We start from the raw sequence: 14276 nt of genomic DNA on the forward strand, positions 1-14276 counted from the left end.
TGCCAACCCGCGGCCCCCCATATGCTCGCCGGCATGTCCGCTTCCTCGCCCGAACGGCCCCGCGCGCTGCTGCGCTGGCCCACCTACGTGATGGGCCAGTTGCACCGCAGCGGCGTAGGCCGGATCGACACGGCGCTGGCCGGCCACGGGGTCGCCCTGCGCGACTACTACGTCCTGGTCTGCATCGGCGAGTCCGGTCCGCTGTCGCAGCAGCGCGTCGCGGACCGGCTCGGCCTGGACCGCAGTGACCTGGTGAAGGTGCTCGACCGGCTGGAGGCCGCGGGCTGGGTGTCGCGGGAGCGCGACACCGAGGACCGCCGCCGGCACGTCCTCACCCTCACCGAGCGCGGCCGCGCCACGGTGGGCACGGTCGAGGAGGTGTCGAGCGCGGTGACCGGCGAGCTGCTCGCCCGGCTGAGCCCGGGCGAGCGGGAGACGTTGCACCGGTTGCTGCTGAAGGCCTTCGGGGAGCCGCCGGCCTGACCGCGGCGGGTGCTGCGCCCCTCGTCGTGGCACCCGGCCCGCGTCCGCCGACCGGGTGCCGGGCCTGGTCCGGTTGCCGGGTGCCCGGGTGATATTCCGGACACGGTCGCCCCGGCGCTGGCAGAATCGACGGGGTGGACACAGGCAGGGGAGGCCTTCCGCACACCGAACACACCGCCGCGGCGGGGGAGCCGTTTTCGGCGCTGCTCCGGCGGCGCCGGGGCGAGCTCGGCATCACGCAGGCCGAACTCGCGCGGCGGGCCGGCGTCAGCGTCCGGGCCGTGCGCTACCTCGAACACGGCCGGACGCGGAATCCGCGGACGGCGTCGATCCGGCAGCTGATCGCCGCGCTCGAACCCGAGCCGGGGACGCCGGCCGCGGCCACCACCCGGGTCGGTGTCCTCGGGCCGCTGCTCGTCGAGGTCGGCGGTGCACCGCAGCACCTCGGGGACACCCGCTGGGCGCGGCTGCTCGGCCTGCTGGCCCTGCAGCCGAACCGGGCGGTCGCCGTGGACGACATCGTCGACGTCCTTTGGGGCGCCCGGCCGCCTCGGTCGCACCTCGACCTGATCGGGGGCGCGGTGCGCCGGTTGCGGGCCCTGCTGCACCCGCAGCTGCAGCTGCGGGCCACCGGCCGCGGCGGTTACCGGCTCGACGGCACGCCCGACCAGCTCGACGTCCTGCGGTTCGACGCCCGGCTCGACGAGGCCAAGGCCGCCCAGGCCGGCGGCGACCGCGAAAGCGCCTTCCGCGCCCTCGACGCGGCGATGGCCTGCTGGCGCGGCCCGGTGCTCGCCGGTCACGACGCCCTGCACCGGCACTCCGCCGTGGCCGCCCTCTCCCGGCGGCGGCTGTCCACCGCCCTCGCCTACGCCGACGCGGGGATCGCCCTCGGGCGGCACGACGAGGTCGTCGCGCAACTGGAGACCATGCGCGACGACGAACCGATGCACGAGGGCCTGCACGCCCGGCTCATGGTCGCCCTCGCCGGCAGCGGGCGGCAGGCGGCCGCGCTCGCGCTGTTCGACGCCCTGCACGCGCGGCTGGCGAGCGAACTCGGCATCGAGCCCGGGCCGGAGGTCCGGGCGGCCCAGCTGCACGTCCTGCGCCAGGAGGTTCCCGCCGCGGCCCAGCCCTTCGGCACCGGCAACTACCTCCCGCGCGACGTCGGCCACTTCGTCGGGCGCGTGGCCGAGACCGGCTTGCTGACCGGCGCCGCCGGCCCGGCCGCGGTGTACGGCATCTGCGGGATGGCCGGCGTCGGGAAGACCGCGCTGGCCGTGCACCTCGGCCACCGGTTCGCCGACCGCTTCCCGGACGGGCAGCTGTTCGCCGACCTGCACGCCCACGGCCCGGACGGCCCGCTGGCCCCCGAGGCCGCGCTCGACTCGCTGCTGCGCCAGCTCGGCGTGGACGGTGCCCGGATCCCCGAACGGCTCGACCAGCGCGCCGCGCTCTGGCGGTCGCTGCTGGTCGGCCGCAACGCGCTGGTGGTGCTCGACGACGCGGCCGACGCCGCCCAGGTGCGCCCGCTGCTGCCCGGCGGCCCTGGCTCGCTCGTGCTGATCACCAGCCGGGCCCGGCTGACCAGCATCGACGTCCTGACGACGGTGTCGCTGGACGTCCTCGCGCCGGCCGAAGCCGCGCAGCTGCTCACCCGGGTCGCGGGCCCGGACCGCGTCGGGCCGGATCCGGCGGCCGGCGAAATCACCCGGCTCTGCGGCTACCTGCCGCTCGCCGTGCGGATCGCCGCCGCCCGGCTCCGCGACCGTCCGTTGTGGACGGTCAGCCACCTGGCCGGCCTGCTGCGCGACGAGCACCGGCGGCTGGCCGAGCTGAGCACCGGCGACCGCAGCGTGGGGGCGGCGTTCACGCTGTCCTACCGCCAGCTCACCGAGCCGCAGCAACGGCTGTTCCGGCTCCTCGGCGAATTCCCCGGCACCGACGTCGACGCCGTGGCCGCGGCGGCGATCGCCGGCCGCGAACTCCGGGAGACCGAACGGCTCCTCGAGGAACTCGTCGACGTCCACCTGCTGTCCCAGCCCGCGCTCGGGCGCTACCGGTTCCACAACCTGATCCGCGACCACGCCCGCGCCACCGGTCTCGCCGCCCCCACCGCGGCCCGGGAGGCGGCGGCGAGCCGGATGTTCGACTACTACCTGCACGTCGCCGGGCGAGCGGCGGACGTGCTGGAGCCGACGAGGAAACGGTTCCGGCCCGCCGGGTCCCCGCCGGCGTGCGGTCCGGAGCTCGGCACCGCCGCCGAGGCACTCGCCTGGCTGGAGGCCGAACGGGAGAACCTCGCCGCGGTCGCCGCCGCGGCCGCGGGCCGGGACCGGCCGCACCACTGCTGGCAGCTCGTCCAGCCGCTGTGGCGGTTCTACTTCGTCCGCGGGCACGTGGACGACTGGATCCGGACGCACCGGCTCGCCCTGCGCGTGGCCGGCGAGCTGGGCGATCCGATCGCGGAAGCGGAACTGCGCAAGAACCTGGGGCTCGGGCACTGGCGCAGCGGCGACTTCGCGGAGGCGGTCGCCCAGCACCACCGCGCGCTGGCGCTCGACCGCGCGAACCACGACCTGTGGGGACAGGCCAAGACGCACAACCACCTGGGGTTCATCCACGCCCGCGGCGGCAGCCACGACGAAGCGCTCACCCACCACCGCCACGCGGTCGAGCTCTACCGCGCGGCCGGTGACCGGTGCGGCGAAGCCCGCGCCCTGGTCGGCCTCGGCGACCTGCACTACCACGCCGGCCGCCGGGCGGAGAGCGCGGCGGAGTTCCGGCGCGGGCTGGACCTGGCCCAGGAGGTCGGCGATTGCTGGGGCGAAGCGCTGGCCGCCATCGGGCTCGGGTTCACGGCCGCACCCCGCCACGCCCGCCGGCACCTCGAACGCGGCCTGCAGTACGCCCGCGCCGCGGGGGACCGCTGGGCCGAATGCCTGGCGCTGACCGGCTTGGGCACGGTCCACCACGCCGACGGCGACGTACCGGAGGCGGCGAACTGCCTCCGCCAGGCCGTCACGCTGGCCCAGGAGGTCGGCGACCGGTGGTGGGAACGCACCGCCACCACGGCGTTGGGCCGGGTGCACGCAGCGCTCGGCCGCCACGCCGAGGCCGTGCTGCACCACGAACGGGCGGTGAAGCTGGCGCGCGATCTGGCCGACGAAACCGCCGAAGCCGAAGCGCTGGCCGCGTTGGCGGAAACGCCGGCGGTGCGCCGGGAAATCCACGCTTAGCGCTGCCCGGAAAAAGGTGCGCCAGGGCTTCGTTAGGCGCGCCTGATCTCCCGGTCAGTGGGCCGTCAGTGCCCCGTCAGCGCGCGCCGCGATTCTTGGCCGGACCGAAAACCGGTGGTGGACCCGAGGGGAGTTGACGGCGCGATGACTTCGCTGGTGGCGGTGTCCACTTACGTGCCGACGACCGTGGCGATCGAATCGCTGCAGGACGAGCTGGCCCTCTCCGCCGGGCAGCTGCGCCGGTTCCGGCGGATGTACGGCCTCGACGAGGTCTGCCGGTCGGACGAGTCCGAAGCGGACATGGTGCTCGGGGCGGTCAGCAAGCTCGATGCCCTGCGCGGCCAGGAAGAGCGCGTCCGCTATGTCGTCCGCGCCAAGACGATGCCGGCCGCGAACCCGTACCCCGTCGACCCGATGATCGACGTGCGGGAGGCGCTCGGGCTCACCCACGCCACCCTGTTCACCCTCACCGACCACGCCTGCGCCTCCGGGCTGCTCGCCGTCGACCTGTGCGGCACGCTGCTGGCCGCCGACGGCGATCCCGACGCGCTCGCCCTGATCCTCACCGGCGAAAAGGCGTTCACCCATTCCGCGCAGGTCATTCCCGACGTCGCGATCATGGGGGAGGCCACCGCGGCGGTGCTCGTCGGGCCGGGCGAGGACCAGGACACGATGCTCGGCTACGCCACCACCACGCTCGGCGGCCCGGGCGGCGAAGTCATCCTCGACGACGAACAAGCCGCGGAGTTCCGGCAGATCTACCCCGGCGCGGTCGCCGAGGTCGCACTCGAAGCCATTGCCGCCGCCGGGCTGACCGCCGACGACATCGACCTGGTGCTGCCGCACAACGTCAACAAGATCTCCTGGGTCCGCGCGAGCGCGGCGCTGGGCATCGCGCGCTCGAAGATCTTCCTGCAGAACGTCGGGACGACCGGGCACTGCTTCTGCGCCGACCCCTTTCTCAACCACCACGCCGCGGACGGTCTCGGGCTCATCGCGCCCGGGGCCCACTACCTGATGATTTCCGTCGGCCTGGGGTCGACGTTCTCCGCCATGGTTTTCCGGAAATGAGGAGCGCTGCATGAGTGTCGAATTCGAGATCTCCGGCGTCGGCATCGCCGAACTCGCGGAGCGTTACGGCACCCCGCTCTTCGTCTACGACGGTGACGAACTGGGCGGCCGGCTGCTGGGTCTCCGTGAGCAGCTGCACCCGCGGCTGGAGATCTTCTATTCGCTCAAGGCCAATCCGAACATCTCGGTGTGCGCGCTGCTGCACGCCCACGGTGCCCGGGCCGAAGTCTCGTCGATGGCCGAACTGATCACCGCGCGCCGGGCCGGCGTCGCCGGCGAGGACATCATCTTCCTCGGCCCCGGCAAGAGCACCTCGGAACTGGCCGCGTGCCTGGACGAAGGCGTCTACACCGTCGTCTGCGAATCGTTCGGCGAGCTGAAGATCCTCGACGAGCTCGCGCGCGAACGCGGGATCGAAGCGCGGGTCGCGCTGCGCGTGAACCCCAGCTTCGCGGTCAAGGGCTCGGGCCTCACCATGGGCGGCAAGCCACGCCAGTTCGGCATCGACGAAGAACAGCTGCTCGCCGCCACCGACCTCGTCGACCGGCACCCGAACCTGCGGCTGATGGGCGTGCAGGTCTACATGGGCACCCGGATCCTCGACGAGGAGCCGATCGTCGAAAACACGCGGCGCATCTTCGAGCTCGCCGAACGCGTCTCGCGCCGGTTGGGCTTCCCGCTGGACATGGTCGACGTCGGCGGCGGCCTCGGGGTCGCGTACTTCGACGGCGAACGGGACCTCGACCGCGATCTGCTCGCTTCGCTGCTCAACCCGGTGATCGACGAGTTCGCGCAGCGGCACCCGGCGACCCGGCTGGTCATGGAGCTCGGCCGGTACCTGGCCGCCACTTCCGGGACCTACGTCGTCCGCGTCCGCTACACGAAGACCTCGCTGGGGCAGAACTTCGCCGTCGCCGACGGTGGTACGAACCACCACATGGCCGCCGTCGGCATCGGGTCCTACGTCAAGCGCGACTTCCCGATCCGGCTGCTCAACCGCATCGACGAACCCGCCACCGAAACCTGGCAGGTGACCGGTCCGCTGTGCACGCCCAACGACGTGCTCGCGAAGAAGGCCGCGCTGCCGCCGGTCCGCCCGGGCGACCTGGTCGGCGTCACGCGGTCCGGTGCCTACGGCCCGACGGCGTCACCGGTGCTGTTCCTCAGCCACGGCTACCCGGCCGAAGTCATCGTCCACTGTGGACGGCACTACCTCGTCAGCGAGCGGGACGAGCCCGCGGACCTGCTGCGCCGCCAGCACCTGCACGAGTTCGCGCCGCCGGTCGCCGTGGGCGCGGAGCGCTAGGCGATGTACCGCGCGTCCACGACCACCCTGTCCGCCGCGCCATCGCCGGGCCTGCAGCCGTTTCCGCTGCGCCTGGCGCTGGCGACCCGGCGTGAATTCGCACCCGGCGACCGCGAAATCGACGTTCCCGAGCTGCACCGGTACTTCGCCGACCTCAGCCGCGGGCACGACATCGGCTTCCGGCCCGGCCGGGTGACGCGGGCGCGCGGCAACCCCTTCCTCGCGATGGCCCGCGAGCTGCTCGCCGGGCAGCTCTCCGGCGAGCGGATCGACCTCGCGATCGTCGCCCACGCGGCGCCGGAGTTCGACCCGCGGCTGTCGGCGCCGGTGAACCTGACCGCCGTGCTCCCCGGCAACCCGCTGGTGTTTTCCGTTTCGGGGCAGGGCAGCCTGGCCCCGTTCACCGCCTTGCGGATCGCCGGCTCCTACGTCCGGCGCCACGACTACCGGCGCGCCCTGGTCCTGATCATGGACCAGGGCGTCACGCCGTACGACGTGCCGGACCGGATCGGGGACGCCGCTACCGCTTTGCTGTTCGAGGCGGGCGGCCGCCGGACGGTCCGCGTCGGCTACGAACCCGAAGTGGTGCCGGACGCCTTGCCGGAGTTCGAGCCGGCGGAGACGGTCGTCGTCGGCCGCGGGCTCGCCGGGACGGGTGCCTGGCCGGGGGCGATCGTCGCGCCGCCCGAGTTCCCGTGCACCGGGCTCTGGGCGCCGCTCGCGGACGGCCCGGCCGCCGGTCCGGTGCTGCTGGCCGACTACGACCCGCGCCGAGGTGCGCTGGGCATCTGCGTGGTGGCCGAGTCCGACTGACGCGGCCCTATGATGAGGGTCGTCGTGGTCGGGTTCGAAGCGGGGGACGGACAAAGTGCGCGTGGTCATCGGTGAAGACCAGTTCCTGCTCAGGGACGGTCTGGTGCGGCTGCTCGAGGCGCACGAATTCGAGGTCAGCGCGGCGGTGGACAACGGGCCGGACCTGCTGGAAGCGATGCTGCGCGAACGGCCGGACATCGCGATCGTCGACATCCGGCTGCCGCCGTCGTTCACCGACGAAGGCCTGCGCGCCGCGATCGAAGCGCGCCGCCGCATCTCGGGCTTCCCGGTGCTCGTCCTTTCGCAGTACGTGGAACGGCTCTACGCCGACGAACTCCTCGCGGACGGCGAAGGCTCGGTCGGCTACCTGCTCAAAGACCGCGTGTTCCACGGCGACCAGTTCGTCGACGCCGTCCGCCAGGTCGCGCTGGGAGGCACGGTGATGGACCCGGACGTCGTGACGCGGCTGCTGACGCACAACACCCGCGACGACCGCCTGGAGCGGCTGACCGCCCGGGAGCGCGAAGTCCTCAAGCTGATGGCCGAAGGGCGGTCCAACAGCAACATCGCGGGCGAGCTGGTCATCTCCGAGAAGGCCGTTTCCAAGCACATCAACAACATCCTCGCCAAGCTGAACCTGCCGCAGTCCGAGGACGCCAACCGGCGGGTCCTGGCGGTGCTGGCCTACCTGAAGCACTGACCGTCGTCAGAGCGCCAAGCCGCACGGGATTTCGATCGTCACCATGGTCGGGCCGCCGAGCGGGCTGAGGATCGTGATGAAGCCGTCGAGCGGCGCGAGCCGCTTCTCGATGCCGCGCAGTCCCGAGCCGCCTTCGGTGTTCGCGCCGCCGCTGCCGTTGTCGCTGACGTTGATGACCAGCCGGCCGGACTCGTAGTGGACGTGGATCGCGCCGCTGTCCGCCCCGGAGTGCTTCATCGCGTTGTTCAGCAGTTCGGACACCGAGAAGTACGCGGCGGTCTCGACCGCCAGCGACGGCCGGCCGGGCAGGTCGATCGTCGTCTCGATCCGCAGCGGGTTTTCGATCGCCAGCGTGCGGATCGCGTCGGCGATGCCGCGGTCGACCAGCACCGGCGGCTGGATACCGCGGACGAGGTCGCGCAGCTGCTGCAGCGCTTTCGCCGAAGTGTTCTTCGCCTCGTCCATCAAGGACCGGGCCGCTTCGGGGTGGGAGTCGAGCACGCGCATGGCGGCGTCGAGCGTCATCCCCATCGCGACGAGGTGGGTCTGCGCGCCGTCGTGCAGGTCGCGTTCGATGCGGCGCAGCTCGGTCGCCTGGGAACCCACGGCGTCGTCACGGCTTTCGGCCAGGTGCTGCACGCGGTTCGTCAGCCGGGTCACCTCGGTCGGGGCCAGCAGGGTGGCCGCCAGCCGCGCGTGCAGCTTCAGCAGGTGCGGCGCGCTCCACAGCGCCAGCGGGAAGTGCGCCAGGCCGAGGATGGCGGCGAACCAGGCCGTCGGCTGGTCGTCCACCGGGATCACGACGTACCAGCTGCCGAGCCGGTCGGCCGCGTCGGACCCGATCAGGAACGGCATCGCGAGTCCGCGCAGCCCGTGCAGGACCAGGAGCAGTGGGGTGAGGGTGAGCAGGATGCCGAGGGAGCTGTCCACCACCAGCCACAGCGCGTCGCGCCAGTTCGCGCGGTCGCCGAGCAGGTGGTGGCAGCGGCGCAGCGCTGTGCTCCCGGCCGGCTCCGGCAGGTACGGCGAGGCGATCCGCACGCCGGACCACGCGTCGGCCGACGCGCGCACCCGGTCGGTCAGGGCGCGCATCAGCAGCACGGCCGGGGGCAGCATGAACAGTCCCACGCCCACGCCGATCAGCGAGCCGGCGGTGACCACGACGATGAACACCACGAGTTCGGTCACCGCGACCACGGCGAGCACGCCGCCGCGCAGGGTCGCGAGCCCGCCGTCGCGCAGCAGCGACCGCGTCATCGTGGCGACCGGGCTTCCGCTAGTCATGGCGCCCATTATGCGCAGGCCGGGCCGTTCTCCGCGGTAGTGCTAACCCCCGCAAACTTCCGCTCCCTAGCACCCTCGGAAACCGGCCCGCACCTTCGTAACGTGGTCGCGGTAACGAATGGACGAAACGAAGTCACGCCAGGGGAGCCGCAGATGTACCAGCAAGGCGACACGGTCGAAGTCGTGCGGCTGCTGTCCGTACGCAAGGCGTACGGCAAGGACCGGGCCCAGGTGCTGGCCCTGGACAACGTGACGGCGGGCTTCGCCGGCGGCACGTTCACCGCGGTGATGGGGCCGTCGGGGTCGGGCAAGAGCACACTGCTGCACTGCGCGGCCGGCCTGGACAAGCCGACGTCCGGCTCGGTCGTGCTGGGCGGCACCGACCTCAGCGTGATGCGCGAGGTCGAGCTGACCCGGTTGCGGCGCGACCGGATCGGGTTCGTGTTCCAGGCCTTCAACCTGCTGCCCGCGCTCGACGTCGAGCAGAACGTGACCCTGCCGCTGCGGCTGGCGGGACGGCGCCCGGACCCGGCGCTCGTGCGCCGCGTCATCGAACAGGTCGGGCTCGGCCAGCGGCGGCGCCACCGGCCCGCGGAACTCTCCGGCGGCCAGCAGCAGCGGGTGGCGATCGCCCGCGCCCTCGTCACCCACCCCGAGGTGATCTTCGCCGACGAGCCGACCGGCGCGCTGGACACGCGGTCGGCCCAGGAAGTCCTTTCCCTGCTGCGGGAAGCGAAGAGCGTGTCCCGGCAGACCATCGTGATGGTGACCCACGACCCGGTGGCCGCCTCCTACGCCGACCGCGTGCTGTTCCTCGCCGACGGCCGGGTCGTCGACGAGCTGCGGCAGCCGAACCCCGAAGAGGTGGCCCGGCGGATGACCAACCTCGTCGCCCGCGCCGAGCAGCGGCCGCAGGAAGGCCCCTGGCTGAGCGAGCTGACGCGCTGATGCTGACCCTCGTCGTACGCACCCTGCGCTACCGCACCGGTGGCTTCATCGCCACCCTCGTCTCGGTGTTCGTCGGCACCGCCGTGATGCTCGCCTGCGGCGGGCTCATGGAGACCGGCATCCGGACCGTGATCCCGCCGCAGCGCCTGGCCGCCGCGCCGATCGTGGTGGCGGGCAACCAGTCCTACGACCTGCCCACGGTCGGCCACGGGGAGGACGCCGACCACGAGACCGCGACGCTGTCCGAGCGCGTCCGGCTCGGCGAAGGTCTCGCGAGCACCATCAGCGGCGTGCCCGGCGTCGCCCACGTGGTCCCGGACGTCTCCTTCCACGCCGAGGTGCTCGGCGACCAGGGCGGCCCGTCCGTACCCGGCACGCAGGCCGGCCACAGCTGGGTTTCCGCGGAGCTGGCGCCCTACCGGCTGACCGAGGGCGCGGCCCCGATCCGCGAGGGCGAAGTCGTGCTCGATTCCGCCACCGCGGCCCGGATCGGGGCGCACGCCGGCGGCAAGGCCGACATCGCCGTCCGCGGGGGCGTGCACTCCTACCGGATCACCGGCATCGCCGACGCCGGCCGCCGGATGGCCACCGACGCGGTGTTCTTCTCGCCCGCCGAGGCCGGCGGGCTGCGGTCCGCGGCCGGGCAGGTCGACGCCTTCGGCGTCCAGCTCGCCCCCGGTGCCGACGTCGCCGCCGTCAGCGCGCAGATCGCGACCGCGGTGCGGGACCAGCGCGCGGTGACGCTGACCGGCGACGCCCGCGGGTCCGCCGAGTTCGCCAGGGCCGCCGGCGACGGCGAGCTGCTGATCATCCTCGCGGCCGTGTTCGGTGGCCTGGCGGCGCAGGTCGCCATGTTCGTCGTCGCGAGCACCCTCACGCTCTCGGTGCAGCAGCGCCGCCGCGAAGTGGCCATGCTGCGGGCGATCGGCGCGACCCCGCGCCAGCTGAGCCGGATGATCACCGGCGAAGCGATGATCATCGGGGCGCTGGGCACCGCGCTGGCGATCTTGCCCGGCGTGCTGCTCGGCGACTGGCTCTTCGGCCGGCTGACCGGCTTCGGCGTGATCCAGCCGGTCCTCAAGTTCGAGCAGGGCTTCTACCCGGTCGTCGCCGCGGCGGTCGTGGGCCTGGGTTCGGCGTGGGGCGCCGCGTTCGTCGCCGCCCGGTACGCGGGCCGTACGCGGCCCGTCGAAGCGATGCGGGAAACGGCGATCCCCACGCGCTGGCTGACCCCGACGCGGCTGTGGCTCGGGGTGTCGAGCCTGATCGGCGCGGCGGCGCTGGCCTACCTGACGATCACCGTCGTCGACGGCCCGCTCGCGGCGAGCACGGCCGGCCCGGCCGTCACGCTGGTGGCGACCGCCGTCGCGCTGTTCGCCCCCGGGCTCACCAAGCTGCTGGTCGCGGTGCTGCGCCGGCCGATCCGCGCGTTCGGTGGCCTGCCCGGCTACCTCGCCTCGCTGAACGCGCGGGCCCGCTGGATGCCGATGGCCGGGGCGGTCACGCCCATCATGCTCGCCACCGGGCTCGCCATCTTCATGCTGTACTTCCAGACCACGCAGGTCGCGGTCGCGGAGAAGCAGTACTCCGACTCGCTGCTCGCCGACGCCGTGGTGACGTCCGCGACCGGTGACCTGCCGCCGGACCTGGTCGCCAAGGTGCAGCAGGCCCCCGGGGTGGCCGGGGCCTCGGCGTTCGTGACGAGCAAGGGGTACAACGAAAAGCCGTCGGACGCGACGCAGGACGAGGACGGCGTGGACCTCACCGGCGTCACCGCGGAGGGCGTGGCGAAGGCGTGGGGGAGCATCGTCGCGAGCGGGCAGCTCGACGCCCTGCACGGCAACACGATCGCCCTGCCCGCCGACCTCGCGCAGCGGCTGGGGGTCGGCGTGGGCGCCAAGATCGCCATGCGGCTGGGCGACGGCTCCCCGATCACCCTGGACGTCGTCGCGACGCTGCGGACCACGGCGGCCTCGGCCTCGGCGCTGATGCCGGCCGACACGCTGGCGCCGCACACGGCCGCGGGTGCGGCCGACCGGATCCTCGTCATGGCGCAGCCCGGGACGGCGGAAGGCGATCTGCTCACCTCGCTGCGCAGCCGGGTCGGGGACCTGGACGGCGTGCAGGTGGCCGGCCGGGAGGCGCTGACCAAGGCCTTCCTGGCGGAGGTCCAGGCCAATGCCTGGGTCAACTACCTGATCGTCGGGCTGCTGCTCGTGTACGCCGCGATCTCGATGGTGAACACGCTGGTGATGGCCACGGCGGACCGGCGGCGGGAGTTCGGGCTGCAGCGGCTCATCGGGTCGACGCGGGGGCAGGTGATGCGCATGATGGCCATGGAAGCGGGGGTCGTGGCCGCCATCGGCGTCTTCCTCGGCACGCTGGTCGCGGCGTCGATGCTGATACCGTTCAGCGCGGCCGTCTCGGACAGCCTCTTCCCGTCCGGTCCTTTGTGGATATATCTTGTGATACTCGGGCTGGCCGTCGTGCTGACGGTGGTGGCCACCTGTGCGCCGACGTGGTTCACGTTGCGCACCAGGCCGTCGCCTTCGACGCTGGCCCCTGAATAGGTGACCTCGGGCGGGCCGGAGCCCCCAGCACGGCGCTGACGAACTCTCCCCCAGATTGTCAGCGCGCGGTCAGCCCGAGGTCACCGCTCCGGCATAGCGTCGCCGGCGTGGACACAGAAGAGAAGGCCGCCCAGCGCTGGGACGCCATCGTGGTCGGCTCCGGGATCGGCGGCCTCGTGTGCGCCGGATACCTGGTGGCGAGCGGGATGCGCGTGCTCGTGCTCGAACAGCACGACGTCGCGGGCGGCAACAGCCACGTGTTCCGCCGGCGGCGCGCCTACCAGTTCGACGTGGGGGTGCACTACCTCGGCGACTGCGGACCGGACGGCCTGCTGCCGCGGGTCCTCTCGGGCCTCGGCCTCGCCGACCGGGTGCGCTTCCACCCCATGGATCCCGACGGGTTCGACCGGATCGTCCTGCCGAGTGTGACCGTGGACGTGCCGACCGGGTGGGACCGCTACGCCGACCGGCTGCGGGCCGCGCTGCCCGCGGAGACCGACGGCATCACCCGCTACATCGAGGTGTGCGCGGCCGTCGCGCAGGCCTGCCGCCAGTCCGCCTTCTCCGCGGGGCCGGCGGCGAAGGTGCCGGCCGTGATGCTGCGCTGGAGCCGCCGGACGCTCGCGCAGCTGTTCGACCACTGCGGACTGTCGGCCCGGGCGCGCACGATCCTGGCCGCCCAGTCCGGGAACTACGGGTCCGCGCCGGCCGGCACGCTCGTCGTCGCGCACACGATGATGCTCGACGACTACCTGCGCGGCGCCTACTACCCCGAGGGCGGCGGGCAGGTGATCGCCGCCTCCTTCGTCGAGCTGCTGGAGTCGCACGGCGGCACGCTGCTCACCCGCACGCGGGTCGACCGGATCCTGATCGAGCGCGGCAAGGTGGCGGGCGTCCGGCTGACCGACGGCACGGTCCACCGCGCACCGGTGGTCGTGTCCAATGCGGACTACCGCCGGACCGTGCTGGAACTGTGCGACGGCCGGGAAAACCTGCCCGAGCCGGTGGTGGCCCGTGCGGAGACGGCGACGATGCGCCTGCCGCTGGCCGTCTGCTACGTCGCGCTCGACCGGGAACTGCCGCTGCCCAGCGCGAACATCTGGTACTGGCCCAACGAAGACGTCGATGCGGCGTACGCGCAGGTCGAGGCGGGCCGGCTCGACGCGCTGCCGTTCGCGTTCCTGTCCTTCGCTTCCCTGAAGGACCCGGTGCCGGGCTCGGCGTGCCCGCCGGGGCACATGAACTTCCAGATCATGACGGCCTGCCCGCCCGGCTACGCGCACTGGGGACTCACGGACGGGCCGGCGCACGGGGCCCGCTACCGGCGCGAACCCGGCTACCTGGGCGCCAAGGACCGGCTCACCGAACAGATGCTGGACCTGGCCGAGGCCGCGATCGGGCCGTTCCGCAAGCACCTCGTGCACGTCGAGACGTCGACGCCGCTGACCCAGGAGCGCTACACGCTTTCGACCGGGGGCAGCGCGTACGGCCTGCACACCTGGGGCCGGGTCGGGCAACGGCCGGATATCGATTCGGGCGTCGACGGTCTCTACCTCGCGGGTCAGAGCATCTTGCACGGTGGCGGAATCGTCGGGGTCGCGACCGGGGGCGCGCTGTGCGCGTCGACGATCCTCGGCCGGCCGGTCCTCGCGGACGCCGCCGGGGTGCTGGGGAATCCCGAGCTGCTCCCGGAACGCGAGCCCGGCTGGGACCCGCTGCGCACCTCCCGGGGCCTGCGGCGGCGCGGGGCGCGCGGCCTCGCCCTGCTCGACCGGGTCGTGGCGGGATAGGGCGCCAGACCGGAGAAAAAAGAACTCTAGGCCCGGTTCCGGGCCTGTGGGTAAGTGCTGCTGTCTTCACGA

At 73.0% G+C, this 14276-nt stretch carries 10 protein-coding genes; 9 read left to right on the forward strand and 1 reads right to left on the reverse strand.

What is annotated here, in order from left to right:
- The first annotated feature begins 33 nt into the window (after positions 1 to 33).
- The 6 genes from ISP_RS21600 (at position 34) to ISP_RS21625 (ending at position 7612) form a co-directional block, all read left to right on the forward strand.
- On the forward strand, positions 34 to 483 hold the full coding sequence (locus tag ISP_RS21600) for a MarR family winged helix-turn-helix transcriptional regulator (RefSeq protein ID WP_230468879.1): 450 nt from the start codon (positions 34 to 36) through the stop codon (positions 481 to 483).
- Between the two features lie 134 nt (positions 484 to 617).
- Positions 618 to 3722 (forward strand): BTAD domain-containing putative transcriptional regulator, encoded by a 3105-nt coding sequence (locus ISP_RS21605; protein WP_013225870.1) that lies wholly within the window; start codon positions 618 to 620, stop codon positions 3720 to 3722.
- A 144-nt stretch (positions 3723 to 3866) separates the two neighbouring features.
- Positions 3867 to 4793, forward strand: coding sequence for a 3-oxoacyl-[acyl-carrier-protein] synthase III C-terminal domain-containing protein (locus tag ISP_RS21610; protein ID WP_013225871.1), 927 nt, complete (start codon positions 3867 to 3869; stop codon positions 4791 to 4793).
- Between the two features lie 10 nt (positions 4794 to 4803).
- Positions 4804 to 6099, forward strand: coding sequence for a type III PLP-dependent enzyme (locus tag ISP_RS21615; protein WP_013225872.1), 1296 nt, complete (start codon positions 4804 to 4806; stop codon positions 6097 to 6099).
- A 3-nt stretch (positions 6100 to 6102) separates the two neighbouring features.
- The gene (locus tag ISP_RS21620; protein ID WP_013225873.1) at positions 6103 to 6912 is read left to right on the forward strand and encodes a beta-ketoacyl-[acyl-carrier-protein] synthase family protein; all 810 of its coding nucleotides are present in this window, start codon (positions 6103 to 6105) and stop codon (positions 6910 to 6912) included.
- A 55-nt stretch (positions 6913 to 6967) separates the two neighbouring features.
- A complete protein-coding gene (locus tag ISP_RS21625) occupies positions 6968 to 7612 on the forward strand; it encodes a LuxR C-terminal-related transcriptional regulator (RefSeq protein ID WP_013225874.1) in 645 nt (214 codons plus the stop codon).
- Between the two features lie 6 nt (positions 7613 to 7618).
- Here ISP_RS21625 and ISP_RS21630 read toward each other — a convergent pair whose 3' ends face one another.
- On the reverse strand, positions 7619 to 8896 hold the full coding sequence (locus ISP_RS21630) for a sensor histidine kinase (protein ID WP_230468880.1): 1278 nt from the start codon (positions 8894 to 8896) through the stop codon (positions 7619 to 7621).
- Positions 8897 to 9049: 153 nt separating this feature from the next.
- On the opposite strand from ISP_RS21630, the gene ISP_RS21635 reads away from it, so the two are divergent.
- The 3 genes from ISP_RS21635 (at position 9050) to ISP_RS21645 (ending at position 14204) form a co-directional block, all read left to right on the forward strand.
- Positions 9050 to 9844: an ABC transporter ATP-binding protein gene (locus ISP_RS21635; RefSeq protein ID WP_013225876.1), complete on the forward strand. Its 795-nt coding sequence runs from the start codon at positions 9050 to 9052 to the stop codon at positions 9842 to 9844.
- On the forward strand, positions 9844 to 12414 hold the full coding sequence (locus ISP_RS21640) for an FtsX-like permease family protein (protein ID WP_013225877.1): 2571 nt from the start codon (positions 9844 to 9846) through the stop codon (positions 12412 to 12414). The genes ISP_RS21635 and ISP_RS21640 overlap by 1 nt, the downstream gene beginning before the upstream one ends.
- Positions 12415 to 12521: 107 nt before the next feature.
- A complete protein-coding gene (locus tag ISP_RS21645; RefSeq protein WP_013225878.1) occupies positions 12522 to 14204 on the forward strand; it encodes a phytoene desaturase family protein in 1683 nt (560 codons plus the stop codon).
- Positions 14205 to 14276 lie beyond the last annotated feature (72 nt).

It is taken from the genome of Amycolatopsis mediterranei (assembly GCF_026017845.1).
GTDB classification, from domain to species: domain Bacteria; phylum Actinomycetota; class Actinomycetes; order Mycobacteriales; family Pseudonocardiaceae; genus Amycolatopsis; species Amycolatopsis mediterranei.